The sequence below is a fragment of the Methylobacterium isbiliense genome, from assembly GCF_022179325.1.
GTDB classification, from domain to species: domain Bacteria; phylum Pseudomonadota; class Alphaproteobacteria; order Rhizobiales; family Beijerinckiaceae; genus Methylobacterium; species Methylobacterium isbiliense.
Genome location: NZ_BPQQ01000018.1, coordinates 88,936 through 113,383 on the forward strand (window position 1 = coordinate 88,936; position 24,448 = coordinate 113,383).

The window sequence follows — 24,448 nt, forward strand, 5'->3', positions numbered from 1 at the left end:
ATACAATCAAAAGATGTGTTCCGCCTCCGTTCTATCACAGGTGTGGCATTTCTGTGCCCTCGTGCCGTGACGTGGCGGCGTGTGCGGCAGCCGCCGCGATTTCGCTTCCGGCCGGATTCGCTCGCGCGCTAGGATCGGGGCGATTCTGAGGGGGGCTGCGCCGCGCGACGCGGACGGTTCCGGCGGGCCGGCGGCGACCGTGACGGCGCGCCGGCAGCGAGGACGGGACGGGACATGGTGGAAGGACGGACGCTGCGGCGCCGGCCGGGGGCTGGCGCGCTCGCGGGCGCGTGGGCGGCTTCGGCCGTGCTGGCGATGGCGCCGTGCGGCACCGCGGCGGCCTCGCCCGCAGGTGCGGCCAGTGGGGCCTTCGCGCACAACGCGATGGCGCTCGCCCTCCTGATCGGCCTCATCGTCTTTTCCACCATCCTGTCGCTCCTGCACATCCGCGAGCGGGCGCGCTGGATGCGGCGCGAGCGCCGGCTCGCGGCTGACCTCGCTGACCTGCGCGGCGCCCACGACCGGGCCGCGCTCCTTCTCGGCTCGGAGCGCCAGATCATCGTGACCTGGAGCGGGCGCGAGGAGCCGCAGATCGAGGGCGACGTCAGCCTCGCGATGGACGGCAGCCGCTCGGCCTCCGCCCGCCGGGTCCTGGCCTTCGGCACCTGGCTGTCGGCGGCCGACGCCTCCGCCCTCGACGCCGCGGTGGACACCCTGCGCAGCCGCGGCGAGCGCTTCCGGCTCACCGTGCGCACCCTGGGCGGGCGCACCGTCGAGGCGCAGGGCCAGGCGGTGGGCGGCCGCGCGCTGCTGCGCCTGCGCGAGCTGACGGGCGAGCGCCAGGAACTGGTGGAGCTGCGCGCGGGCCTGCAGGAGGCGCGCGCCAGCCTCTCGGCGCTGGCGAGCCTCCTCGACGCGATCCCGCAGCCGGTCTGGCGGCGCGGCCGCGACGGACGGCTCGCCTGGGCCAACGCCGCCTATCTGGCCGCCGTCGAGGCGAGCGACCGCGACGGGGCGGTTCGGGAGGGCACGGAACTCCTCGACCGCGCCGCGCGCGAGGAGGCCGAGCGGCGGCGCGCGGGCGGGCGGGCGGGCGCCTTCCGGGTCTCGGCCGTGATGGCCGGGGCGCGCCGCACCCTCGACGTCACCGAGGTGCCGGTGGAGAGCGGCAGCGTCGGCATCGCGGTCGACGTCTCGGAACTGGAGAGCGTGCGGGCCGATCTGCAGCGGCAGATGGAGGCCAACGTCCGCACCCTCGACCAGCTGCCGACGGCCGTGGCGATCTTCGACGCCCGCCAGCGCCTGCTGTTCCACAACGCGGCCTACCGGCAGCTCTGGGATCTCGACCCCGCCTTCCTCGACGGCCGTCCCCTCGACGGCGAGATCCTCGACGCCCTGCGCAACGCCCGCAAGCTGCCCGAGCAGGCCGATTACCGCTCGTGGAAGACCGGGTTCCTCGCCGCCTACCGGGGCGCCGAGGCGCGCGAGACGTGGTGGCACCTGCCGGACGGCCGCAGCCTGCGCGTCGTCGCGGATCCCAACCCGCAGGGCGGCCTGACCTACCTGTTCGACGACGTGTCGGAGCGGGTGCACCTCGAATCCCAGTACAACGCCCTGATGCGGGCGCAGAGCCAGACCCTCGACACCCTCAAGGAGCCGGTGGCGGTGTTCGGCTCCGACGGCCGGCTCAAATTCGCCAACCGGGCCTTCACGGGCATGTGGCGCATCACCGACGAGGCGCTGGGCGCCCAGCCCCACATCGACGAGATCGTCCCGCTCTGCCTCGCGCTCAGCCTCTCGGAGGAGCCCTGGACCGAGATCCGCGGCGCGGTCACGGGCCTGACGGACGTGCGCCACGGCCTCGCCTGCCGGCTCGAACTCAAGGACGGCACGGTGCTCGATGCCGCCGCCCAGCCGCTGCCGGACGGGGCGACGCTGCTCACCCACATCGACGTCACCGCGAGCGTCAACGTGGAGCGGGCGCTCACCGAGAAGAACGAGGCGCTGGAGCGCACCGCGCGGCTGCGCGACGAGTTCGTGCACCACGTCTCCTACGAGCTGCGCTCGCCGCTCACCAACATCATCGGCTTCACCGAACTGCTCGGCGACGAGACCGTGGGCGCCCTCAACCCGCGCCAGCGCGACTACGCCGACCACATCATGCGCTCGTCCGCGGCGCTCCTCGTCATCATCAACGACATCCTCGACCTCGCCTCGATCGATGCCGGGTCGATGGAGCTGACGCGCGAGCGGGTGGACGTGCAGGCGACGATCGCGGCGGCGGCGCGCGGCGTCGAGGACCGGCTGGCGGAGGCCGCCATCGCCCTCGACCTCGACGTGCCGGCCGACATCGGCGACTTCGTCGCGGACGGCAAGCGCGTCCGCCAGATCCTGTTCAACCTGCTGTCGAACGCGGTCGGCTTCTCGGCTCCCGGCCAGACCGTCACGGTCTCGGCACGCAAGACCGAGCGCGAGATCACCATCCAGGTGGTCGACCGCGGCCGCGGCATCCCGCCGGAGGTCATCACCCGGGTCTTCGACCGCTTCGAGAGCCACACGCTGGGCACCCGCCACCGCGGGGTCGGCCTCGGCCTGTCGATCGTGCGCTCGTTCGTGGAACTGCACGGTGGCCGCATCGAGATCGCCTCGGCGCCCGGGGAGGGGACCTGCGTCACCTGCATCTTCCCGATCGGCGGGACGGAGGCGGTCGCGCCGGCCACCGACGCCGAGAGCCTCCAGGGCCGGCCTGCGCCCGCCCGCGAGCCGCCGGCGGCGGAGCCCCAGATCATCACCCCCGATTTCGCCAAGGCCGCCAAGAGCGCCCGGAGCGCCAAGGCCGATCCGCACGGCGAGGCCGTGGATTATCTGCTGCCGCCGCGCGAAAGCCTGTGAGCCCAAAGCGGCAATCCGGGCCGGTGGTGGAGGGCCGCCCGGTGACGTATCGTCGAGAGGCCGCATCCGGCCGCGAAGGCGGCGGCCCGGCGCGGTGGGAGGCGACCCGCGCCCGCGGGGTCTTTGGGCGTAGCCCGGGGCGTGATTCGGGGCGTGATTCGATTAAGGTTCCTCGTTTATGACACGGTCAGGCCCGGGCGGCCGCTGGATCGAGGATGCCGGAGTGGACCGGGAGGACATGGACGCACGCGCACCCTGGGAGATCGTGCTGCCCGACGAGACCGCGACCGAGGATCTCGGCCGCTTCCTCGCCGAATTGCTGCGCCCGGGTGACCTCGTGGCGCTCTCCGGGGGGCTCGGCGGCGGCAAGACCACGCTTGCCCGCGCGCTGATCCGCGAGATGACGGGCGATCCCGACCTCGAGGTGCCGAGCCCGACCTTCACCCTGCTTCAGCCCTACGAGGGGCGCGGCGGCGTTGCGGTGGTGCATGCCGACCTCTACCGCCTGCGCGGACCCGACGAACTGGTGGAACTCGGCTTCGAGGAGATGATCGAGCGGGCGGTGGCGCTGGTGGAGTGGCCCGACCGGCTGCCGCCCCGCTCCGGCCCGACCCTGGCGGTGGACCTCGCCCTCGCGCCGGAATTCGGCGAGACCGCGCGGCTCGCCCGGCTCATCGGCGGCGGCGGCCTCGGCGAGCGCCTGACGCGGGCGCGGGCCCTGCGCGCGCTCCTCGACCGCAGCGGCTGGGGCGAAGCGGAGCGCAGGCCGATGCAGGGCGATGCGTCGAGCCGCGCCTACGAGCGCCTGACCAACCCGGACGGCACGCAGGCCATCCTGATGATCTCGCCCGCGCGCCCGGACGGCCCGCCGGTGCGCGACGGCAAGTCCTACAGCGCCATCGTCAAGCTCGCCGAGAGCGTGCATGCCTTCGTGGCTATCGACCGGGGGCTGCGGGCCCTGGGCCTGAGCGCGCCCAGGATCCTGGGCGAGGATCTGGAGGCCGGCCTCCTCATCCTCGAGGATCTCGGCACCGAGCCGGTGGCGGATGCCAACGGGCCGCGCCCGGAGCGCTACGCCGAGGCCGTGAAGGTGCTGGCGCGGCTGCACGGCACCGCCCTGCCCGCCGTGCTGCCGATCGCCGAGGGCCAGGACCACGCGCTGCCACCCTACGACCGCGAGGCCCTGCTGTTCGAGGCCGAGCTGCTGCTCGACTGGTACGCCCCGCACATCGCGGGCGCGCCTCTTCCGCCGGCCGCCCGCGACGCCTTCACGGCGGCCTGGAGCGAGGCGCTGGAGGGCATCCTGCCCGAGCGCCCGACCTGGACGCTGCGCGACTACCATTCCCCCAACCTGATCTGGCTGCCCGAGCGCGACGGGCTGGAGCGGATCGGCCTGATCGACTTCCAGGACGCGGTGCTCGGGCACCCGGCCTACGACGTCGCCTCGCTGCTGCAGGACGCGCGCGTGGATGCCACGGCGGAGTTCGAGCTGCGCCAGCTCGGCCTCTATGCCCGCGAGCGGCGCCTGCGCGAGCCGGATTTCGACGTCCAGGACTTCGCGCGCGCCTATGCGGTGCTGGGCGCTCAGCGCGCCACCAAGATCCTCGGCATCTTCGTGCGCCTCGACCGGCGCGACGGCAAGCCGGGCTACCTCGCCCACCTGCCGCGCATCGAGGGCTACCTCACCCGCAACCTCGCCCACCCGGCGCTGGCCGGCGTGCGGTCGTGGTACGAGACCCACCTGCCGCGCCTCGCCCCGGCCTCCGCCTGAGCCCCGACGAGCCTCATGAGCGACCACGTCCCCGACCACGGCATCGCCCGCGCCTTCGTGCTGGCCGCCGGCCTCGGCAAGCGCATGCGCCCGATCACCGCGACGGTGCCCAAGCCCCTGGTGGAGGTGGGCGGCCGCGCGCTGGTGGACCACGCCCTCGACCGCATCGCCGAGGCCGGGATCGGGGAGGTGGTGGTCAACGTCCACTACCTCGCCGACCTGATGGAGGCGCATCTCGTCCGCCGCGCCGGTCCGCCGCGCATCACCATCTCGGACGAGCGCGAGCGGCTGCTGGAGACCGGCGGGGGCGTGCGCAAGGCCCTGCCGCTGCTGGGCGAGGGGCCGTTCCTGATCCTCAACTCGGATTCGTTCTGGCTCGAAGGGCCGCGCCCCAACCTGCAGCGCCTCGTGGCGGCGTGGGACCCGGAGCGGATGGACATGCTGCTGCTGCTGGCCTCCGCGGCGACGAGCCTCGGCTACGAGGGTGCGGGCGACTTCCAGATGGACAAGGACGGGCGGCTCGCCCGCCGGGCCGAGCGCGAGGTGGCCCCCTTCGTCTACGCGGGCGTGGCGATCACCACGCCGGCCTTCTTCGCCGACACCCCCGAGGGGCCGTTCTCGCTCAACCTGCTGTTCGACCGGGCCGCCGCGCGCGGACGCCTGCACGGCCTGCGCCTGGACGGGCAATGGCTGCATGTGGGCACCCCCGAGGGCCTGCGCGACGCGGAGGAGCGGGTGCGCACGAGCGCGGTGCAGCCGTGAGCGAGGCGCGGATCGCGCCGATCGCATCCGCGCATCTCCCGGGCGTGCTCGCCCTGAACCGCGCCCACGAGCGCGAGACCTCGCCGCTCGATGCGACGGCGCTCGACGCGCTGGTGCGCCAAGCCTTTCTGGCCCAAGCCTACCTGGCCCAAGCCGACCTGGGCCAAGCCGTCCTGGCCCAAGCCGTCCTGGCCGAGTCTGCGGTCGCGGGCGAGGCGGTCGCCGCCTTCCTGATCGCCTTCGACCAGGACGCGGACTACGCCAGCCCGAACTTCCTCTGGTTCCGCCGGCGGTTCGCGCGCTTCGTCTATGTCGACCGGGTCGTCGTCGCGCCGGACTGGCGTGGGCGCGGTCTCGCCCGGGGCCTCTACGCCGGTCTCCTGGCGCGTGCCGCCGCGGCGGGCCATGCGCGCCTCGCCTGCGAGGTCAACAGCGACCCGCCCAACCCCGCCTCGGACGCGTTCCATGCCGGCCTCGGCTTCCGCGAGGTCGGCCGCGCGGTGATCCAGGCCGGCGCCAAGGAGGTGCGCTACCTCGTGCGCGAGGGCGTGGCCGGATGAGCCGGGACAGCGTCTTCACCATTCCGCCCGGGGCGCCGTTCCTGCCGACCCTCGCCGAGGCGCTGCTCGACGGCTCGCTCGTCGGCCCGGTCGCGGACGGCCCGCTCGGGCTCGCCGCCGTGACCATCTACCTGCCGACGCAGCGCGCCGCGCGGGCGCTCGCCGCCCATCTCGCCGAGCGTTGCGGGCCGGCGGCGCTGCTGCCGCGCACCGTGCCCCTCGGCGAGGCGCACGAGGCGGAACTCGCGCTCGCGGCGGCCCCGCCGGCCGAGCGCCTTGAGGCGCTGCTGCGCCCTGCCATGCCGGCGCTCGAGCGCCGGCTGATCCTGTCGCGGCTGGTCCAGGCCTGGGCCGCCACGGTGGACCGCCAGCTCCTGCCGATCGGCGAGGAGGTGCCCTTCCGGGTGCCGTCCTCCCCCGCCGATGCGATCGGGCTCGCCGCCGACCTCGAAGGGCTGATGGATGCCCTCACCGTCGAGGGCCTGGGCGTCTCGGCGATCGGCGCGGCGGTGGAGGCCGAGGTCTCGCGCTACTTCTCCCTGACCCTCGATTTCGTGCGCATCGCCGCCGAGCACTGGCCGAGGATCCTGGAGGAACGGGGCGTCGGCGATCCGGTGGCGCGCGGCCGCGCCCTGATGCTGGCGGAGGCCGCGCGGCTCACCCGCGAGCGGCCCGCCGACCCGATCGTCGTGGCGGGCTCCACCGGCTCGGTGCCGGCCACCGCGACGCTGATCGCCGCCATCGCCGGCCTGCCGCGCGGCGCCGTGGTGCTGCCCGGGCTCGACCTCTCCCTCGATGCCGCCGGCTGGGCGGCGATCCATCCGGGCGGGCCCGCCGCGCAAGGACATGCGGCGCAGCCGCAGCCGGCCCAGTCGCACCCGCAGGCGGTGATGCACCGGCTGCTGGGTCCGGACTTCCTGAACCGGACCCGGGCGGAGGTGCGCCCCCTCGGGCGGCGCGGCTCCGCGGCCGAGGCCCGCGCCGCCCTGCTCTCGCAGGCCCTGCGCCCGGCCGAGACCACCGATGCCTGGGCGGATCTCGACCCCGCAGCCCGCGCGGATCTGGCGCGGGCGGGCGGGGCCGGCCTCTTGCTGGTGGAGGCGGCCGACGAGCGGGAGGAGGCGCTCGCCGCCGCGGTCGCCCTGCGCGAGACGCTGGAGACGCCAGGCCGCACCGCCGCGCTGATCACCCCCGACCGGAACCTCGCCCGCCGCGTCGCGGCGGAACTCGGCCGCTGGGGCATCGTGGCGGACGACACCGCCGGGGAATCCCTGGGCTTGAGCCCGGCGGGCCGCCTCGCGCGCCTCGCCGCCGACCTCGCCGCGGACGAGGCCAAGCCCGGGCGGGTGCTGGCGCTCCTCGCCCATCCGCTGGTGCGGCTCGGCCTCGATCGCGCGGCCCTCGTGCGGGCGGCGTGCGCGCTGGAGATCGGCGTGCTGCGCGGGCCGGCCCCCGCCAAGGGCTTGTCGGGGATCGCGCAGGCCCTGCATCTCGCCCGGACCGAGCCGCGCCCGCACGCGCCGCGCGCCGTCCGGCGCCTCACCGAGGCGGATTGGGCCGCGGCCGAGGAGCTGATCGGCCGTCTGGCGGTCGCCTTCCGGGGCTTCGCCCCCGGCGCCGACGACGCCCCCCTCGACCTCGTGCAACTGGCGCAGGCCCACCGCGAGGCCTGCGACCGCCTGCTCGACGGCCCGGACGCGGAGGCCCGAGAGCCCACTGACGAGCCCTCCGACGAGCCCTCGGTGGCGGCCCTCGACCAGCTCTTCGACGACCTCGCGCTCGCCGAGCCCGGCCTGCTCGCCGGGCGCTTCGCCGACTACCCGGCCGTCTTCACCGCGCTCGCCCGCGAGCGGGTGGTGCCCGCGCGCCGGCTCGCAGGCCCGCATCCGCGCCTGCGCATCCTCGGCCTCCTCGAAGCCCGCCTGCTCTCGGCTGACCGGGTGGTGCTGGGCGGGCTCGACGAGGGCGTCTGGCCGCCCAAGGCCGAGACCGACGCCTTCCTCAACCGGCCGATGCGCGCGGCGATCGGCCTGTCGAGCCCGGAGCGGCGGCTCGGCCAGACCGCGCACGATTTCGTGGAGGCGCTCGGCTGCCCCGACGCGGTGATCACCCGCGCGCACAAGCGCGAGGGCGCGCCCACCGTGCCATCGCGCTTCCTGCAGCGGCTGCGCGCCTTCATGGGAGAGGGAGCCTGGGCGACCTGCCGGAGCGGCGGCGAGCGGCTGCGCGCCCATGCGGCCGCCCTCGACCGCGGGCGCGAGCCGGTGCCGCCGCGGCTGCCGCGGCCCGCCCCGAAGCCGGACCCGGCGCTGTTTCCCCGCACGCTCAGCGTCACCGAGATCGAAACCCTGGTGCGCGACCCCTACGGCATCTTCGCCCGCCACGTGCTCGGCCTCGATCCGCTGGAGCCGGTGGCGGTGCAGCCGAGCGCGAGCGACCGCGGCACCATCGTGCACGCGGTGCTCGGCGGCTTCGCTCAGGATTTTCCCACCGCCCTGCCGGCCGACCCGCTCGGGCCGCTGATGCAGCGCGCCCTCGACGCCTTCGCGCGGATCGCCGAGGCCTATCCCGAACTCTACGCCGAGTGGTGGCCCCGCTTCGAGCGGATGGCCGGCGCCTTCCTGGCCTGGGAGGCCGAGCGCCGCCCGGGCCTCGCGCGCGTGCACGCCGAGATCGCCGGGCGCTGGGCGATCCCGGTCGCCCCGGGCGAGATCTTCACGCTGCGCGCCCGCGCCGACCGCATCGAGGCGACGCGCGCCGGCGGCCACGTCGTCATCGACTTCAAGACCGGGCAGGTGCCGAGCCACAAGGAGATCTTCGCCGGCTTCTCGCCCCAGCTCACCCTGGAGGCCGCGATGCTGAAGGCCGGGGCCTTCCGCGAGATCGGCCCGGCGCAGGAGACGCCCGACCTCCTCTACGTGCGGGTGGGCGGGGGCAAGTCGCCCCTCGACCCCATCCCCCTCAAGCCGCCGCGGGGCGATTCCCGCAGCGTCGCCGAGATCGTGGACGAGCACGCGGAGCGCCTGCGCGGCCTCGTCGCCCGCTTCCTCGCCGGCGAGGCCGCCTACCTCTCCCGCCCCTACCCGAAATACGCCAAGGCCTTCTCGGCCTACGACCATCTGGCGCGGGTGAAGGAATGGTCGCTCGTCGGGGGCGAGGCGTAGCGTCCGGGCCCGATCGGCCCGACCCCAACAGGGGCGCCTGCCGAACGCGCTCGGATCCTTCGTGCGTGCCCACGCGGCCGTCCGCCTTGAGCGGGCCCTTCGCTGCACCGGGACCCGGTTCCTGCGGGCCTCTCCGTGTCGTCGCCGCACGACGTCGTCTGAAGCCCGTCACGGTAAGCGGCGTCCATCGCAATGAGCCTCGGTCCGGACGTGAGCATGCCGCGCCGCGCCGACCGCCTGCCGCAGCTGCACGACGAGGATCGCGAAGGCGACGCCCATCGCGATCCCACCAATGAAGCGGCCGTGCAGAAAGCCGATCATGTGGGCGCCATAGGCACCGAGCGAGCCGATCTGGATCAGAACCGCCGCCCCGACCGCCCACCGCTGACGCGATGCCAGCGCCAGCACCACGGACAGGATGTCCGCCAGGAAGAAGTAGCGGTCCTGCATCTTGGGCAGCAGGAACGGCATCGCCATCGCGGAGACCAGGGCGAGGAGGAGCAGGCCTTCGCCCTCCAGACGGACCCGCGCCGCGAGGCCCGCGATGGCAAGGCCTGCCGCCGCGGCGAGCGAGAATCCGACCACGAGCCCGGTCGTGAGGCTCATCAGGTGAAAGTACTGGATGAAAGCCCAGGGATTCGGGGCGTTCATCGACAGCCATTGGTAGGCCTGAGCTTGCTCCAGGTAGATCGTGGCGAGGTCGAGGGCGGGCCGGCCCGCGAGCCAGGCGGGCAGCAGCATGCCCGCATAGACCGCGGCGCAGACGAGCACGGTCTGCCATCCGGCGCGGTTCGCCAGCACCACGTACAGGATGAAGGGACCGAGGAACGCCGCCTGCGCCTTGAAGGCCAGCGCCGCGCCGAAGGCCGCCATCATCAGGGCGAATTGCCCTCGCAGCGCCGCCGTCACCGCGAGCAGGGCGAGCGCAGCCCAGTAGGAATCCACCTGCCCCCAGGCCGCGGCGTTGAGAACGAGGGTGGGCAGCAGAAGCAGGCCCGCCGCCCCCGCAAGGCTGGCCTCGACGGAGAGGAACACCCGCAGGAGCCCGTACGCGCAGGCGACGCACAGGAGGGCGCCCGCGACCGACACGAGCTTGACGATGGCGAAGGGCGAGAGCGTGCCCGCCGCCGTGCTCCCGAGGATGAGAAGGTAGAGATAGGGCGGGTTGTAGTTCGCGTGGCCGTTCGTGCCTTCGAGCGTCACGCGCATCGGCTCGGCCAGCGCGTGGACGGGTCCCTCGGCGATGATGATCTGCGTCCAGGGCACGAACCACGCATCCGCGTCGGCGCTGTGCCAGGGGAGGAGCGCGACGTACAGGGCGGCGGCCGCGCCGAGCGCGAGGACGGCGGCGAGGCTGAGCCGGGTCGGCCGGATCGTTGCGGACGGGCTCGCCATGCTCAGGCCTCCATGGTCTTCGGTGAGGGGTGGGGGGCTCGCGACGCCCGAAAGGTGATGGCGGCGTGCGCGAGGTAGTTGACGACCGCGCCCGCGGCGATGGCCCCGGCGTGGGCGAGGGCCTCCGCGGGCGCCGCGCCTGCGAGCGGGACGAGGAGGCCGCACCCGAGGCTCGCGAGCAGCGTCACGAGCAGCGCCGAGGCCGCGTTCACCGCCAGGAAGTCGCGCAGCTGCGAGGCGGCCGGGCGGTCCGATCCCGTGAAGACGAAGCGGCGGTAGGCCAGGAAGCCGATGCTCATGCCGCAGGCCGCCGCGGCGAGGACCGCGAGCGGGTAGGGCAGGGCCAGCGACAGGGGAAAGCGCAGGAGCCAGTTGAGCGCGGCTGCGCCCCCGCCCGCGATCAGGAAGCGCACGGGCCGCGGAAGGGAGAGGAGCGCTCGCACGTCAGGGGGCCGACCAGGCGAGAACGAAGGCCGAGAGCAGCGCCGCCCCGAGGAGCAGGCTCGGCCGGTCGTTGAGCGCGAAGGCCACCGGATCGTCGTCGAGCTGATGCCGCCCCGCCGCGAGCCAGATGCGGCAGGACCACAGGAACAGGATCACCGGGAACGCCCAGAGCCAGCCGGCATGGCGGTAGAGGTCGTGCGGGAAGATGTCGAAGATGATGTAGAGAACGATGGTCACCGTGCTGGCGATGGCGGTGCCGATGCCGAGCGCGAAGAGCAGAGGGCTGTCCACCGCCTCGTAGCCCCGGTTCGCCACCCGCGCCTCGCCGCGCTCCTTCCAGCGCTCCACTTCGATGAAGCGCTTGGCGAAGCAGAGCGAGCCGAACAGGAACATTGAGAAGACGAGAAGCCACAGCGAGGGCGCGATGGCCGCCGCGACCGTGCCGAGCACGAGGCGCAGGGTGTACAGGCCCGCCAGCACCATCACGTCGACGATCGGCATGCGTTTGAGGGAGAGCGAGTAGGCGACCGTGAGCAGCGTGTAGACGAGGAGCGTCGCCACGACCGCCGGCCCGACGAGGGCTCCCAGGGCGAATCCCACGGCGAGGCCGAGCGGCACCGCACCGGCGGCGACCGCGACCGGCAGGCGTCCGGAGGCGATCGGCCGCTGGCGCTTCGACCAGTGCCGGCGATCGTCGGCGACGTCCAGGAGATCGTTGAGGATGTAGGTCGAGGACGCGATGATGCAGAGCGCCGCGAGGGCGATCAGCACGCGCAGCATGCGGCTCGGGTCGTCGGCGACACCCCCGAGCACGGCGGGCGCCAGGACGAGAAGGTTCTTGGCCCATTGGTGGGGCCTGGCGCATTCGGCCAGCGCCGGCAGCACCGCCGGGGTGAGGAAGGTGATGACCGGCTTGCCGAACTTCGCGGCGCGGCCGGTGATCCGGGTCCCGCCGACGGCGATCACCTCGGCGGCGTGCGACCAGACAGGCTCGTCCGCGCGGCTGTCGCCCGCGTAGGAGAAGCCCTCCGGAAAGGCGTCGGCCAGCCGCTCGGCCTTGCGCTGTCCTTTCAGGTTCACGGTGCCGTCGCTCGCCAGCACACCGTCGAAGGGTCCGTAGTACGCGGCGATCGCGCAGGCGTATTCGGCATCCGCCGCAGTGGCGAGGTAGGTCCTGCGCCCACGCGCCCGTTCGGCCGTCAGGTAGGCGTAGAACTCCTCGTTGACGGGCAGGAGCTTGGGATCGAGCGGGATCCGGCGGGCGAGTTCCTGCTTCAGGTGAGCCCGGCCGCGGGCGAGCCAGCCGAGCATCAGGAACAGGCCGAGCGGCCTCAGCCTCAGGAAGGCGAGCACGCATTCGAACAGGAGGTTCGTGCGCAGCAACGTGCCGTCGAGATCGACGACGAGAGGAGTTCCGACCCCGGAGCGTTCCGGCGGTGCCTGCATTTTGGTCATCCGTTCTCTCGTATTGATCGTATCTGATGCCAATTGGATCTTACCAGAGGGTCGCTCCGACACATTTCGATCTTTGGAGGTAGCCAAATCGCGAATAAACCGCGGGCTTTCTTGCGTATATATCATAAAAAAATACAAAGTTTATCCCTATCCGGCGTAGGCATTTATGACGTAAAGGATATATGGTTATATCTCATGTTGCCATGTATCTGACAGTCTTGGTCAAGAAGACCGACTCGATCGCCGACCACCTGCATTCGCAACCATCCCGGCTCTCGCCTTCCGACCAATAGCCGTTGTCGTGCAGCGGTCTTTCAAACGGTCGGTCGGAAATACTGAACCGGCTAAGCAACCGCGGATTTTTTTGTTTCGAACAAGGGGTTTCGTGCAGGAGCCTGCTGGCGCGCGCAGCGAGGAGCGCAGGTTCGGCTCGGGGCGCTCGGTCGCCACCCGGTCTTCGGCCGTTTCCGGCTCCGCGGCTCCGACATCTCCAAGATCCTGTCCAAGATCCTGCCGGACGACCCCGCGGTCTCGGCCCGGTCCGTCGCGGTGCAGGATCGGGGAGGCCCGTCGGAGGCCAGCACGACGGTCCTGGCGGCGGTTAGCCCGAAGGAGCGTCTGCCCCCATCCAAAGAGGCTTGCCGGTTCGCGGCGGCCCGCTCCTAGGATGGCGGCCGGCGAACCATGAGCCACGCCCGCTCGTCGCCCGGCCCGGTTCCGATCACTGCCCTCGCTGCACCGAAGTCTGGAGATGGCCAGTCCCGATGATCGGCTCCCCCTACGGCGTGACCGCGCAAGCCCCCCTCGCGTCGCCCCATGACACCTACCTGCGCCTGCTGGCCGGGACGCTGGCGGGGTACGCGATCCTGGGCCGGGGATTTGCGGCCGTCGGCGTCCCGCCTCTCTTCATCGGCGAGGCGGTGCTCGCGCTGGGCCTCATCGTCCTGATGCGCACCCGGTGCTGGTTCGCGATGCTGGGAACGCCCGCCAGCGTGCTGCTCGCCGTGCTGATCCTCTGGGGCGTGATCCGAACGGTTCCGTTCATCGGCGTGCACGGGGTCGACGCGCTGCGCGACAGCGTCGTCCTGGTCTACGGCCTGTTCGCCTTCATCGTGGTCGCGATCCTGCTCGAAGAGCCCCGGCGGCTCGCCTGGATCGTCCGCGCCTATGGCGGTCTGGCGTGGGTGTACGGTCTCACCGGAGGCTTGCTGTTCGTCGCGAGCATCACCTCGGCGGAGTTCGTACAGATCCCCAACAGCGAGATCAGACTGCCCTACGTCCGGGCCGGCGAGGCGGCGTCGCATCTCGCCGGCGCTGCCGTGTTCACGCTCGTGGGGCTGCGCGCGTCCACGCCGCTCTGGTGCACGCTGCTGATCGCCAACATGGCCCTGGTCACGCTGAGCCGCGCCGCGATGCTGACCTGCCTCGTGCCGGTCATGCTGGCGGCGGTCCTGAGCGGGCAGCTGCGCCGCTTCCTGCCGGCCGTGCTGCTCGGACTGTCCCTCCTGGCGGCGGCCGCGGCCCTGGATCTGAGAGTGCCGCTGCCCGGCGGGCGCGACCTCGGCGCGGCGCAGATCGTCGAGGGGCTGGAGAGCGTGGTGGGGTCGAGCAGCGCGTCGAATTTCGAGGGCACCAAGCAGTTCCGCCTGAACTGGTGGGCCACGATCCGGAACTACACCTTCCACGGCCCCTATTTCTGGACCGGGAAGGGGTTCGGGGCCAATCTCGCGATGGAGGACGGGTACCAGGGCTCGGAGCCGGGTGAATCGAAGCTCCGCAGCCCGCACAACGGACACATGACCATCCTGGCCCGGGCCGGCGTCCCCGGTCTCGCCCTGTGGCTCGGTCTGCTGGCCGTGTGGTTCGGCATGCTGCTCTACCACGCCGCCGTCGCCTCGCGCCGGCGGCAGGCCCGCTGGGTCAGCCTGTTCCTCTGGCTCACCTGCTACGGCGCCGCGATCCTGATCAACGCATCCTTCGACGTGGCCCTCGAAGGCCCGATGATCGGCATCTGGTTCTGGTCCCTCTTCGGTCTGGGCATCGGCGCGACCATGATCTACCGGGCCGGCCTCGCCTGGGTTCTCGACGATGATCCTCATCGCCAGAGATGGTCCGGGACGAAGGTCAGGCTTCTGCCGTCCTGAAGCGCGGCGGAGGCCGGCGCGCGCCGGCCGACCGTGGCCCGTGCGCCACGCCCGCCCGCAAAGCCTGTGCACAACCCCGCCGCGGCCCTCCGCATCCACTCCCGGCCAAGCCCGCGCAGGCACAGTGACGCCTCACGCGCCGAGGCAGGCACCGGGCGGGAGGCGGGATGGGGATCGAGGGGTTCGTCGTCGACACGCTCACGCAGGCCGCGCAGCGGCGCGCGGCCGATCCGCGGGCCTCGGCCTGGGTGTCGGCCAATGCGGGGGCGGGCAAGACCAAGGTGCTCACCGACCGGGTGGTGCGCCTGCTGCTGCACGGGGCGGCGCCGGCCAAGATCCTCTGCCTCACCTTCACCAAGGCGGCCGCCGCCAACATGGCAATCCGGGTGTTCGAGCGGCTCGGGCGCTGGGTCACCCTCGACGAGGCGGCGCTCGCGGCCGAGCTGACCGCCCTCGAAGGCGAGCGGCCGGATGCCGCCACGCTGCGGCGGGCGCGGCGCCTGTTCGCGCGGGCGGTGGAGACGCCGGGCGGGCTCAAGATCGAGACCCTGCACGCGCTGTGCGAGCGGCTGCTGCACCTCGCCCCCTTCGAGGCCAACGTGCCCGCCCGCTTCGTGGTGCTCGACGAGGCGCAGACCCGCGAGGCGGTGGACCGCACCATCGACAACGTGCTGGCCGACGCGGTGGACGGGGCGCATCCCGATCTCGCCGAGGCGCTGGCCCTCGTGGCGCCGGAGGCGGCGGGCGAGGCGCTGCGGCGAGCCATCATGGAGGCGGTGGGCTGCCGCGCCGTGCTCACCCATCCGGAGGGCGCGCGGGCGCGCATCGCCCGGCTGCACGGCGCGCTCGGCCTCGCCCCCGGCGAGGACGTCGCGGCGGTCGAGGCGCGGATGCTGGCGGGCCGTCCCGACTGGGCCGGCGCCATCGCCGCCCTGCGCGGGACGGCCAAGTCCACCGACGCCAAGCGGGCCGAGGCGCTGGCGCTGGCCGAGGCCGGCGAGGGGCCGCAGCGCCTGCCGCTGCTCCTGGCGGCGTTCTTCAAGGACGAGGGGGAGGGGGAGCCCTACGCCGCCTCGCAGTTCGGCACCAAGGCGGTGCCGGAGGCGGTGCGCCAAGCCCTCCTCGACGAGCAGGCGCGGCTGGCGGGCCTGCGCGAGCGGCTCAAGGCCGCGCGGGCCTTCGCGCGGACGCAGGCCCTGTTCGTGCTCGCCGCCGAGATCTTCCGGCGGGTCGAGGCCCAGAAGGCGCGGCTCGGCGCCCTCGATTTCGACGACCTGATCCACAAGACCCTGGACCTGCTCACCCGGGTCGACTCGGCCTGGGTGCTCTACAAGCTCGACCGAGGCATCGACCACGTGCTGGTGGACGAGGCGCAGGACACCAACCCGCAGCAATGGGAGATCCTGCGCCGCATCACCGAGGATTTCTGCGCCGGGGAGGGGGCGCGGCCCGGGCTGGTGCGCACCCGCTTCGCGGTGGGCGACCCCAAGCAGTCGATCTACAGCTTCCAGGGCGCGGCGCCCGAGCAGTTCGAGGTGACGCGCCGGGCGTGGCGCCGGGCGGCGGAGGGCGCCGGGCTGCCCTTCGCGGATGTCGGGCTCACCCTGTCGTTCCGCTCGGCACGCGGGGTGCTGCGGGGCGTCGACGCGACCTTCGCGCTGCCCGAGCATTACCGCGGCCTCTCCTTCGGCGATGCGGCGCTCGGCACCGTCCACGCCACCGCCCGCACGGGCGCGCCGGGGCAGATCGAGCTGTGGCCCACCGAGACGCCGACCGAGGAGGAGGAGCCGGACGCCTGGACGCAGCCGGTCGATGCCGTGGAGGCCGGGGCGCCCGCCCTCGTCACCGCCCGGCGCGTGGCCCGCGCGGTGCGGTGCTGGACCAGCACCGGCGACGCGGAGGGGCGCGTCTGGCGGCCGGGCGACGTGCTGATCCTAGTGCGCAAGCGCTCCGCCGCCTTCGAGGGGGTGATTCGGGCGCTCAAGGCCGAGGGGGTGCCGGTGGCCGGCCAGGACCGGCTCGACATCGCCGCCCATATCGCGGTGCTCGACCTCGTGGCGGCGGGCCGCGCCGCCCTGCTGCCGGCCGACGACCTGACGCTCGCCACCGCGCTCAAGACCCCGCTCGTCGGCCTGAGCGACGACGACCTCGTGCGCATCGCCGCCGGCCGCGACGCAGCCGAATCCCTCCACGCCGCGCTCCTGCGCCACGCGCAAGCCGGCGATCCGGCGGCGCGGCTGGGAGCGGCGGCCCTGGCCGGCTGGCAGGATCTGGCGCGGCATCACGGGCCGTTCGGCTTCTACGCGGACCTGCTCGGGCCGGGCGGCGGACGGGCGCGGCTGGCGGCGCGGCTCGGCGGCGAGGCCGGCGACGCGATCGACGTCTTCCTCACCGCCGCCGCCCAGGCCGAGCAGGGCGCGGACGCGCCCTCGCTCACCGGCTTCCTCTCCCGCTTCGAGCCGAGCGGCGGCCGCGACGCGGGCGGTCACACGGTCAAGCGCGACCTCGATGCGGCCCGCGACGAGGTGCGGGTGATGACCGTGCACGGCGCCAAGGGCCTGGAGGCGCCGCTCGTGGTGCTGATCGACGGCTGCGAGCCGCTCGGCCGCAACGACCCGCCGCTTCTGCCGGTGCCGGTGGGCGACGGCCCGGTGCCGGTCTGGTCCCCCCGCGGCCAGGATGGCGAGGCCGCGGCCGCGGCCCGGGCCGGGCTGCACGCCCGCGCCCGCGAGGAGCACAACCGCCTTCTCTACGTGGCCCTGACCCGGGCCAAGGACCGGCTCGTGATCGCGCCCTACCGCGGCAGCGACCGCGAGACGCCGGAGGCGTGGTGCGAGATGGTCCGGCGCGGCCTCGTCGAGGCCTTCGGCGGGGTCGAGCGCGCGGAGATGCCCTACGGCCCGGCCGAGACGTGGCGCGAGGGCGCGGCGGTGCCGGCGGCAGCGGTCGCCTCCGTGGCCGTCCCGGCGGCGGCCGCGCCGCCGGACTGGCTCTTCCGCCCGGTGGCGCCCGAAGCCGAGCCGCAGCCGCCGCTGCGCCCCTCGGGACTCGGGGCCGCCGATGCGCCGCGCCGGGCCGAGGCGCGGGCCGGCGATCCGGGGGCGCGCCGCCGCGGCATCCTCGTGCACGCCCTGCTCGAACACCTGCCGGCCATCCGGCCTGCGCTGCGCGCCGGGGCGGCCGAGACCTACCTCGCCGCCCGCGCCCCGGGCCTGCCGCAGGCGGAGCGCGCCGCCATCGGCGCCTCGGTGCTGCGCCTCCTCGGCGATCCGGACCTCGCGGTGCTGTTCGGCCCCGAGGCCCGGGCCGAGGTCTCGCTCGCCGGAACCGTCGTCCTCGACGGCCGGGACTGGCCGGTCCACGGCCGGATCGACCGGCTGGCGGTGACGCCGGAGGCGGTCTGGATCGCCGACTTCAAGACCGGCCGGCCGCCCGCGCCCGAGGCGCCGGTGCCGGCGGGCCACGCCGCGCAGGTGGCGCTCTACGCCGCGCTGCTCGCGCGCATCCATCCCGGGCGCCGGATCGTGCCGCTCCTGGTCTGGACCGCCGGGCCGGTGATTCGCCGCCTCGACGCGGGCGCCTGCGCGGCGGCCCTCGCGGCGATCCGGCCGGCCTGAGGCCGGATGTGCGGCCGCGCACAGGCCCATGCGTCGAGCGCGGCCGTGCGCGCTTGATCGCCATGGGGCGGCTCCCTACGTTGCGGCGACGCGGGATGATGGCCGGGTTCGCCGCGTCCCGGATGGAAAGGGTTGTGCGATGGCAACCGTGAAGGTGACCGACGCGAGCTTCAAGCAGGATGTCCTCGAAGCGTCCGAGCCCGTCGTCGTCGATTTCTGGGCGGAGTGGTGCGGGCCCTGTCGCGCCATCGGCCCGGCGCTGGAAGAGATTTCGAGCGAGATGCAGGGCCGGGTGAAGATCGCCAAGGTCAACGTGGACGAGAATCCCGGCATCGCCTCGGAATACGGCATCCGGTCGATCCCGACGCTCATGATCTTCAAGGACGGCAAGCTGGCGAGCCAGAAGGTGGGCGCCGCTCCCAAGGGCGACCTCTCGCGCTGGATCCAGTCCCAGAGCGCCTGACCGACCCGCACCTCGCCGACGAGAGAGCCCGGCCTCACGGCCGGGCTTTTTTGCTGACTGGGGCGACCCGAAATGCAGAAAGCCCGGCCGTGAGGCCGGGCTTTCCGTTGAGCGACGGATGTCGCGTCGGTCCTACCAGGTGCCGAACTTGTAGTTCAGGCCGGCGCGGACGACGACGAACTCGTCGTTGCGGCGGTTGAGCACCGGCGGCACGGCGATCGAACCGAAGGCCGGGGTCGCGAAGATCACGGCGGCGCCGTTGACCGCGAACGCACCGTTGAGGTTGTTGCGGTCGAGGTTCACGTAGAGGGCTTCCACCTTCACCGTGACGGCGTTGGACTTGAAGAAGTTCAGGAACGAGTCGGTCGGCAGGGCGTACTCGACGCCGCCGCCCGCGGTCCAGCCGGTGCGGAAGTCGTCGTTGTTCGGCAGGCCGAAATTGGTGCCGCCGCCGCCGCCGTAGGCGAAGCCGCCGGTGCCGTAGAACAGCACGCGGTCGAAGGCGTAACCGATGCGGCCGCGAACGGTGCCGAAATAGTCCAGGCCCGAGAGGCCGTTCGGGTTGAAGACGACCGCCGCCGGGTTTCTCGCGGCACCCGCGTTGATCGGCGCGAACGCGAAGTTGTTCCGGTCGCGGCCGAAGTCGACGTACTGCGCGTCGGCCTCGAGGCCGATCACGAAGCCGGCGCCCGGCGTGAACTGGTAGTTGTAGCCGATCTGGCCGCCGCCGACGAAGCCCTCGGTGCTCCGGTCACGGAAGCCGAAGATCCCGCCGTTCACCGCGGCCGGGCCGACGACAACCAGCGGGTTGACCGTCGCGACGAATTGCGGGGTGTTGTTGGTGTCCCGGGCGTCGAAGCCGTAACCGGCGTTGAAACCGGCGTAGAAGCCCGTCCAGGTGAAGACCGGCACCGGCGCGATCACCGGAGGAGCGACGCGGCGCGGCAGATCGGCCGCGGCGGCCGCCCCGGTCAGGGCGGTAGAAACAGCAAACGCACTCAAAAGCTTTTTCATGATGGTCCCCAGCAGGTTCCCCGATCACGGTTAAGCTAGACCATTCCGCACGTCCCGGATGTAGCGTGTGCGCCACAGGATCGTAGGAAAGCCACAATCCTGGCGAGCGCTTGTCGCACGCACAGGCAGTTTGCTCGGGTAGCGTGCAGGTCGCGGGCGTCCCTTCGCCATGGTGCGCGGCACGGCCGGCCCGCGGCGGCCTGCGACGACCGCGCTCACGCGCCGTCCGGGGCGACCTTCAACTGATCGATGGTCCAGACCCAGGTGCCGTCGTCGCCCTGCCGGGCGACCTCGACGGAGAGCGTGCCGCGCCCGGAGCGCGCCATCGTCAGGGCGAGCGGCCCATTGCGGATGACGGGCAGTGGGTCGACGGCCGGGAAGTGGGACCGCTTGCGCAGGAGGCCCTCGTAGAACCGGCGAATCTCCTCGTGGCCGCGGGCCACGATCTCGCCGGCGGCCAGCACGGCATCCGGCGCGTAGAGCGCCACGAGACCGTCCACGTCGCCCGCATTCGCCCGGGCGAGGAACAGGGGGGTGAGGTCCTCGGGCTCCCGGGCGCGGTCACGGTCGGCTTCAGGCATCGCGTCTCTCCTCGGCCGGATGTCCGGCGATACTCCGGTGGGGTTCTATCGTGCCGGGCTCGGCGAGCGAGTAGCCCCTGGTGTCGCGCACCGAGACCCGGACCGGCACGCCGGCCTCCACGCTCTCCGAGACCGTGCAGAACTTCCGGAACTGCGAGAGCACCTTGTCGAGGCGGTCCGCTTCGACCGCTTCGAGATCCAGGACGATCGCGACATCGATCGCCGCGACCCTGAGGCGCCCCGCTTGATTGCGCTCGATGTGGCAACTCGCCTTCGCCTCAAGGCCCGTCGCGGGCTGGCGATACTTCCTGAGTGCGAAGACGAGGCTGCCGCAGAGGCAGTTGGCAACGCAGGCGGCCAGCATCTGCTCGGGGCAGGGCCCGTCCCCCGACCCGATCGGATCCGGCTCGTCGACGAACAGCCGCGGCAGGGTTTCCCCGAAATCGATGAGAAACTGATAGTTCCGCACGTGCTTCAGGGAAATGTCGAGTTGAACGGACATGGCGGGACTCTGAACAAGGCGAAATCGACTCGGGGTTGTGTTCGACCGGTCGTGCGACCGCCCGGGCACACGGTCCGGTGGCGGGGGTGCGGACGTGGCCACCCGATGCTCGTGCCGCGTCCCGCAGGTTGGCATTCCATATGCCAATGAGGCAAGGGTGCCCGATGATGCGCTCAGGTCGCCTGCTGATCGCCCTGATTCGGAGCGCCGCCTCTGGCGGACAGCTGGCTCTGCCCGATGGTGTCCGCCCTGCCTTCGCAAGACACCGGGAATGGGTGTCGGCTTCTGGTGTCACATCACGGATACAGATCCAAAGTATCAGTTGCTGATGACCCGTGCGCGATTTAATAGCGCCATCCAATCAACAGCGTATGGGAGACCGGGGGGGCATGAGGCCGAACACCCAGTGCCAGAATGTTCTTGTCGATACTGGCGGTGTCGACGAGCAGGGATGCTTGCTGTTCGTGGATGAGCGCCTCGTCGCGGTCCTCGTTCGCCTTGAGCGGGACGATGAACTCAAGCCCGAGTTGTGGGGGCGCTGGTTCGTCGAGGCCGGGTTCGGCCCTTGTCAGCAGGCCAACTCCGCCATGACGTTCGCGTCGACCGACGAGGCGATCGCCTGGGCCTGTGAACAGGTCGCGCAAGCCGCCACGCACGCCCCGCCGCTGAATGCGATACGGGGATGAGTCCCCGCTGCGGCGCATCCGAGAGCCTGTGAGTGGGCCGACGCGAGCAGCCGGCCGGCCGTGTCGCGATCGGCCAGACCGGCCTGCACAGCCTTGCTGCGGCTGAGGGGCTAATTCGATCGACATAGCCCTCACGGCGGAGTGTGCTCGCCTCGATCAGATGCTAATTCAAGCAGTAACCATAAGTCACATGGCTCGATACAGATAGGACCGGACATGTGTGTCGGTTCGGGGACGGCCAGGATTGTTGACGAGGCGGCGGAGAGCGGTGCGCTGGAGCGTGTCGATCTCGCCATCGCGGAAGCGCTCTCGACGATCGACGAGATCAGAGCAACCCTTGACGCTGCGACGGCGCAGATCGATCGCGGTCTGGAGATCCTGGCCGACGGCACCCCTCCGATGAGTTGCGGATCCTGAGCGTCTGAACCGGTGCGACAGGTCCGGGACCAACTGGCGCCCTTCGTTCTCGACGTTCCGTCACATCCGGATCGGCAACGGCGAGCGGCCCGTTCTGGGGCGACCGATACGCCTGACATCTCGTGAACGTGGTAACCCGTGCCGGGTTCGTCCCGGCGTGGCGCAGGATGCGGGTCGGGGGACGGGGCCGGTGGTACGCATCTCCCGCCTTGTGCACTGCGGCAACGGTTCCATTCCGCTCCTGCATGGCAGGCCATCCAATCGCGCGCGTTGCATGTTGCGGTGCAACGTGGAAATTTGAACCCATCACGGCGGCGATGGCGTCGCGGCCGTGTAGCCCTCTTGGGCGTTTCCTCCCTAGACTTCGGGCCGCTCCGCAAGAGCGGCCTTTTTTCTGCGCGCGCCCCGGCCCCCGCGACGCCGTGTGCCGGGCAGGGCGCGCACCCGCTTGCCGGTCTTCCGCGTTGAGGCTCGACCGAGGGGCGCGTGCAGCCCGCATGCCGCCACGACACTCTCCGGAGGTATTCCACGATGGCGGCCAGCACCGAGCCCCTGTCCGATCGTGCACTCTCGATCGTCACCTTCGCCGCCTACCACCACCTGATCGGCGGCCAGCCCATCCGCGCGGTGGTGCGGCGGGACGGTGCGGGTCATCGGGCAGACCCGGACGGCGTCAGGGAGGTCGAGGCGCGCGGTCTCGCCACGACGAGCGAGGACGAGATCACCTTCACGCCCGAGGGCGTGGCCGTCGTGGAGGCGGTGGTGGCGGCCATCCGGCAGGCCGCGGGACGCTGAGCGTCATTCCGCCGGTCGCGAACGACCGGTGCCGAAGTGGCACCGGTTCGGCGGCGACCATGATGCAAAACCGAAAGCGACCGCAGAGTCGCTCTGCATGGCGCGCGCCGCGGCTGCCGGTCAGGCGACAGGCTGCCCGACCTCGCCGTAGCCGAGCTGGGCGGCCCGGTGGTTCACGCGGCCGAGCCGCAGGGTGAGGCGTTCGAGCTCGTCGATTGCCGCGAGCAGGCGCCCGCGCGCCGGCTCCGCCCGATCCGGCTCCTCGTGGTGTGCGGCCTCTGCGAAATCGACGGCGGCGATGAGCACGCGGTCGCGGCCATCCTCGAGCCGCGGGTCGCGCTCGACGTGGCCGCGCACGTCCGCGTCCCAGGCCCGCACGACGGCCCAGGGCAGGTCGTCGGGGCCGAGCGGGCCGGGATGATCCCGCACGTGAGCGCGCGCGGCCTCCGCCGCGCGCCCGACCAGATCCGCGAGCCTCATCGTCACGTCGCCTCCCCGTGCTCCCTCGTCGGGCCGCCTCAGGGCAGCCCGCTCCCGCCGGCCGCGCCGTAGACCTGCCCGGTGGCGAAGCTGCCGTCCGCGGCCGCGAGCTGGACGTAGATGCCGCACAATTCGGCCGGCTGGCCCGGCCGCCCGAGCGGGGTCTGGCCGCCGAAGCGCTCCAGCTTCTCCGGTGCGGCGCCGCCCGTCACCTGCAGCGGGGTCCAGATCGGCCCCGGCGCCACGCCGTTCACCCGGATGCCTTTCGGCCCCAGCTGCTTGGCGAGCGAGCGCACGAAGTTGGTCGTCGCCGCCTTGGTCTGGGCGTAGTCGTACAGGTCCGGCGTCGGGTCGGTGGCCTGCTCGGAGGTCGTGGCGATGATGGTCGCGCCGGGCTTCAGGTGGGGCAGGGCCGCCTTGATGAGCCAGAACGGCGCGTAGATGTTCGTCTTCATCGTCCAGTCGAACTGCTCGCTGGAGATGTCGAGGATCGACGCGTGCGCCTGCTGGCGCGCCGCGTTGCTCACCAGGATGTCGAGCCCGGAAAGGCCCTGCACCGCGCGGGCGACGAGATCCGTGCAGAAGCGCTCCTCGCGCAGGTCGCCCGGGATCGCGAGGCCCATCCGGCCCGCCTCCCTGATCAGCGCCATCACCTCGCGCGCATCCTCCTCCTCGTCCGGCAGGTAGGTGATGGCGACGTCGGCGCCTTCCCGCGCGAACGCGATGGCGGCGGCCCGCCCCATGCCGGAATCACCCCCGGTGATCAGCGCCTTGCGGCCCGCGAGCCGTCCGGAACCGCGATAGCTCTGCTCGCCGTGGTCCGGCCGGGGCTCCATCCGGCCCGCGAGGCCGGGCCAGGGCTGCGATTGCCGCCGGAACGGCGGCTTGGGGTACTTGGTCGTCGGGTCGGTGAGGGGCTGCGCCGTCGGGCCGGCGGCCGCGGCCGGGCCGGCCGCGGCCGCCGCCAGCCCGCCGCCCACGCCGGCGACGATCTGGCGGCGGGAGAGGGCGCTCTGCTCGTGCGAGTCCATGCGATGGTCTTTCCTGCGTCGTGGTCGCGTGCCGCGGGCGGCGTCCTCAGGCCGTCTCGGCGCCGCCCCGGGGCCGTGCCGGAGCAGCCTCCGTCCGGTCCCCGGCCTGCGGGTCGGCCGCGACGCCGCTGCCGTGGCGGCTGCGGGCGATCGGCTCGGCCGAGGGGTCGGTGCCGTCGGCGATGCCGCTCCGCTCCTGGCGTTCGAGCGGGTTGATGGGTTTCTTGTCCTCGGCCGAATCTGGCTTCTGGGCCATGGGCGTCTCCTGCGGGTCG

20 protein-coding genes are annotated in these 24,448 nt (G+C 72.6%); 11 read left to right on the top strand and 9 right to left on the bottom strand.

The features are described from left to right. Window positions 1–234 precede the first annotated feature (234 nt). The 5 genes from MFF61_RS08445 (at window position 235) to addB (ending at window position 9,149) form a co-directional block, all read left to right on the top strand. Window positions 235–2,892 (top strand): sensor histidine kinase, encoded by a 2,658-nt coding sequence (locus tag MFF61_RS08445; protein WP_238234645.1) that lies wholly within the window; start codon window positions 235–237, stop codon window positions 2,890–2,892. Between the two features lie 238 nt (window positions 2,893–3,130). After that, the gene (gene tsaE, locus MFF61_RS08450; protein WP_238234646.1) at window positions 3,131–4,663 is read left to right on the top strand and encodes a tRNA (adenosine(37)-N6)-threonylcarbamoyltransferase complex ATPase subunit type 1 TsaE; all 1,533 of its coding nucleotides are present in this window, start codon (window positions 3,131–3,133) and stop codon (window positions 4,661–4,663) included. Window positions 4,664–4,678: 15 nt separating this feature from the next. Beyond that, on the top strand, window positions 4,679–5,425 hold the full coding sequence (locus MFF61_RS08455) for a nucleotidyltransferase family protein (RefSeq protein WP_238234647.1): 747 nt from the start codon (window positions 4,679–4,681) through the stop codon (window positions 5,423–5,425). Continuing rightward, the gene (locus tag MFF61_RS08460; protein ID WP_238234648.1) at window positions 5,422–5,985 is read left to right on the top strand and encodes a GNAT family N-acetyltransferase; all 564 of its coding nucleotides are present in this window, start codon (window positions 5,422–5,424) and stop codon (window positions 5,983–5,985) included. Before MFF61_RS08455 ends, MFF61_RS08460 begins: the two co-directional genes overlap by 4 nt. Continuing rightward, complete coding sequence (gene addB, locus MFF61_RS08465; protein WP_238234649.1) at window positions 5,982–9,149, top strand: double-strand break repair protein AddB; 3,168 nt, start codon at window positions 5,982–5,984, stop codon at window positions 9,147–9,149. The genes MFF61_RS08460 and addB overlap by 4 nt, the downstream gene beginning before the upstream one ends. 168 nt (window positions 9,150–9,317) lie before the next feature. Here the strand turns inward: addB and MFF61_RS08470 are convergent, their stop codons facing one another. Genes MFF61_RS08470 through MFF61_RS08480 form a run of 3 tightly spaced genes read right to left on the bottom strand, consistent with a single transcriptional unit; the run spans window position 9,318 to window position 12,443 of the window. After that, window positions 9,318–10,544, bottom strand: a complete 1,227-nt coding sequence (locus tag MFF61_RS08470; protein ID WP_238234650.1) for a putative hexosyltransferase — start codon at window positions 10,542–10,544, stop codon at window positions 9,318–9,320. A gap of 2 nt (window positions 10,545–10,546) precedes the next feature. Continuing rightward, window positions 10,547–10,987 carry a GtrA family protein gene (locus MFF61_RS08475; RefSeq protein WP_238234651.1) on the bottom strand — a complete coding sequence of 147 codons (441 nt, stop codon included), beginning with the start codon at window positions 10,985–10,987 and terminating at the stop codon, window positions 10,547–10,549. A gap of 1 nt (window position 10,988) precedes the next feature. Continuing rightward, window positions 10,989–12,443, bottom strand: a complete 1,455-nt coding sequence (locus MFF61_RS08480) for a UbiA family prenyltransferase (RefSeq protein WP_238234652.1) — start codon at window positions 12,441–12,443, stop codon at window positions 10,989–10,991. 764 nt (window positions 12,444–13,207) lie between these two features. Between MFF61_RS08480 and MFF61_RS08485 the strand changes: the two genes are divergently transcribed. From MFF61_RS08485 to trxA, 3 genes are all read left to right on the top strand, one after another. Beyond that, a complete protein-coding gene (locus tag MFF61_RS08485) occupies window positions 13,208–14,587 on the top strand; it encodes an O-antigen ligase family protein (RefSeq protein ID WP_238234653.1) in 1,380 nt (459 codons plus the stop codon). A 167-nt stretch (window positions 14,588–14,754) separates the two neighbouring features. Next, the gene (gene addA, locus MFF61_RS08490) at window positions 14,755–18,204 is read left to right on the top strand and encodes a double-strand break repair helicase AddA (RefSeq protein ID WP_238234654.1); all 3,450 of its coding nucleotides are present in this window, start codon (window positions 14,755–14,757) and stop codon (window positions 18,202–18,204) included. A 139-nt stretch (window positions 18,205–18,343) separates the two neighbouring features. Next, complete coding sequence (gene trxA, locus MFF61_RS08495) at window positions 18,344–18,667, top strand: thioredoxin (protein WP_238234655.1); 324 nt, start codon at window positions 18,344–18,346, stop codon at window positions 18,665–18,667. 132 nt (window positions 18,668–18,799) lie between these two features. Here the strand turns inward: trxA and MFF61_RS08500 are convergent, their stop codons facing one another. The 3 genes from MFF61_RS08500 to MFF61_RS08510 all read right to left on the bottom strand — a co-directional run bounded on the left by MFF61_RS08500 (window position 18,800) and on the right by MFF61_RS08510 (window position 20,764). After that, window positions 18,800–19,681: an outer membrane protein gene (locus MFF61_RS08500; RefSeq protein ID WP_238234656.1), complete on the bottom strand. Its 882-nt coding sequence runs from the start codon at window positions 19,679–19,681 to the stop codon at window positions 18,800–18,802. A gap of 215 nt (window positions 19,682–19,896) precedes the next feature. Then, on the bottom strand, window positions 19,897–20,262 hold the full coding sequence (locus MFF61_RS08505; RefSeq protein WP_238234657.1) for a YybH family protein: 366 nt from the start codon (window positions 20,260–20,262) through the stop codon (window positions 19,897–19,899). Further along, window positions 20,255–20,764 (bottom strand): OsmC family protein, encoded by a 510-nt coding sequence (locus tag MFF61_RS08510; protein WP_238234658.1) that lies wholly within the window; start codon window positions 20,762–20,764, stop codon window positions 20,255–20,257. The genes MFF61_RS08505 and MFF61_RS08510 overlap by 8 nt, the downstream gene beginning before the upstream one ends. Window positions 20,765–21,153: 389 nt before the next feature. On the opposite strand from MFF61_RS08510, the gene MFF61_RS08515 reads away from it, so the two are divergent. The 3 genes from MFF61_RS08515 to MFF61_RS08525 all read left to right on the top strand — a co-directional run bounded on the left by MFF61_RS08515 (window position 21,154) and on the right by MFF61_RS08525 (window position 22,662). Continuing rightward, window positions 21,154–21,450: a hypothetical protein gene (locus tag MFF61_RS08515; protein ID WP_238234659.1), complete on the top strand. Its 297-nt coding sequence runs from the start codon at window positions 21,154–21,156 to the stop codon at window positions 21,448–21,450. 216 nt (window positions 21,451–21,666) lie between these two features. Continuing rightward, window positions 21,667–21,867, top strand: coding sequence for a hypothetical protein (locus tag MFF61_RS08520; protein ID WP_238234660.1), 201 nt, complete (start codon window positions 21,667–21,669; stop codon window positions 21,865–21,867). Window positions 21,868–22,398: 531 nt separating this feature from the next. Then, window positions 22,399–22,662, top strand: a complete 264-nt coding sequence (locus tag MFF61_RS08525) for a hypothetical protein (protein ID WP_238234661.1) — start codon at window positions 22,399–22,401, stop codon at window positions 22,660–22,662. A gap of 120 nt (window positions 22,663–22,782) precedes the next feature. Here MFF61_RS08525 and MFF61_RS08530 read toward each other — a convergent pair whose 3' ends face one another. From MFF61_RS08530 to MFF61_RS08540, 3 genes are read right to left on the bottom strand one after another with little or no spacing between them, the layout of a single operon-like run. Beyond that, window positions 22,783–23,142, bottom strand: coding sequence for a hypothetical protein (locus MFF61_RS08530; RefSeq protein WP_373324663.1), 360 nt, complete (start codon window positions 23,140–23,142; stop codon window positions 22,783–22,785). Between the two features lie 38 nt (window positions 23,143–23,180). Continuing rightward, window positions 23,181–24,173 carry an SDR family oxidoreductase gene (locus MFF61_RS08535; RefSeq protein WP_238234663.1) on the bottom strand — a complete coding sequence of 331 codons (993 nt, stop codon included), beginning with the start codon at window positions 24,171–24,173 and terminating at the stop codon, window positions 23,181–23,183. 46 nt (window positions 24,174–24,219) lie between these two features. Further along, window positions 24,220–24,429, bottom strand: a complete 210-nt coding sequence (locus MFF61_RS08540) for a hypothetical protein (protein ID WP_238234664.1) — start codon at window positions 24,427–24,429, stop codon at window positions 24,220–24,222. Between the last annotated feature and the right edge of the window lie 19 nt (window positions 24,430–24,448).

Coding starts and splice junctions, on each gene's coding strand:
- MFF61_RS08445 (WP_238234645.1), top strand. CDS start 235: ATGGTGGAAGGACGGACGCTGCGGCGCCGGCCGGGGGCTGGCGCGCTC.
- tsaE (WP_238234646.1), top strand. CDS start 3,131: ATGGACGCACGCGCACCCTGGGAGATCGTGCTGCCCGACGAGACCGCG.
- MFF61_RS08455 (WP_238234647.1), top strand. CDS start 4,679: ATGAGCGACCACGTCCCCGACCACGGCATCGCCCGCGCCTTCGTGCTG.
- addB (WP_238234649.1), top strand. CDS start 5,982: ATGAGCCGGGACAGCGTCTTCACCATTCCGCCCGGGGCGCCGTTCCTG.
- MFF61_RS08470 (WP_238234650.1), bottom strand. CDS start 10,544: ATGGCGAGCCCGTCCGCAACGATCCGGCCGACCCGGCTCAGCCTCGCC.
- MFF61_RS08480 (WP_238234652.1), bottom strand. CDS start 12,443: ATGACCAAAATGCAGGCACCGCCGGAACGCTCCGGGGTCGGAACTCCT.
- MFF61_RS08485 (WP_238234653.1), top strand. CDS start 13,208: ATGATCGGCTCCCCCTACGGCGTGACCGCGCAAGCCCCCCTCGCGTCG.
- addA (WP_238234654.1), top strand. CDS start 14,755: ATGGGGATCGAGGGGTTCGTCGTCGACACGCTCACGCAGGCCGCGCAG.
- trxA (WP_238234655.1), top strand. CDS start 18,344: ATGGCAACCGTGAAGGTGACCGACGCGAGCTTCAAGCAGGATGTCCTC.
- MFF61_RS08500 (WP_238234656.1), bottom strand. CDS start 19,681: ATGAAAAAGCTTTTGAGTGCGTTTGCTGTTTCTACCGCCCTGACCGGG.
- MFF61_RS08505 (WP_238234657.1), bottom strand. CDS start 20,262: ATGCCTGAAGCCGACCGTGACCGCGCCCGGGAGCCCGAGGACCTCACC.
- MFF61_RS08510 (WP_238234658.1), bottom strand. CDS start 20,764: ATGTCCGTTCAACTCGACATTTCCCTGAAGCACGTGCGGAACTATCAG.
- MFF61_RS08515 (WP_238234659.1), top strand. CDS start 21,154: ATGAGGCCGAACACCCAGTGCCAGAATGTTCTTGTCGATACTGGCGGT.
- MFF61_RS08520 (WP_238234660.1), top strand. CDS start 21,667: ATGTGTGTCGGTTCGGGGACGGCCAGGATTGTTGACGAGGCGGCGGAG.
- MFF61_RS08525 (WP_238234661.1), top strand. CDS start 22,399: ATGGCGGCCAGCACCGAGCCCCTGTCCGATCGTGCACTCTCGATCGTC.
- MFF61_RS08530 (WP_373324663.1), bottom strand. CDS start 23,142: ATGAGGCTCGCGGATCTGGTCGGGCGCGCGGCGGAGGCCGCGCGCGCT.
- MFF61_RS08535 (WP_238234663.1), bottom strand. CDS start 24,173: ATGGACTCGCACGAGCAGAGCGCCCTCTCCCGCCGCCAGATCGTCGCC.
- MFF61_RS08540 (WP_238234664.1), bottom strand. CDS start 24,429: ATGGCCCAGAAGCCAGATTCGGCCGAGGACAAGAAACCCATCAACCCG.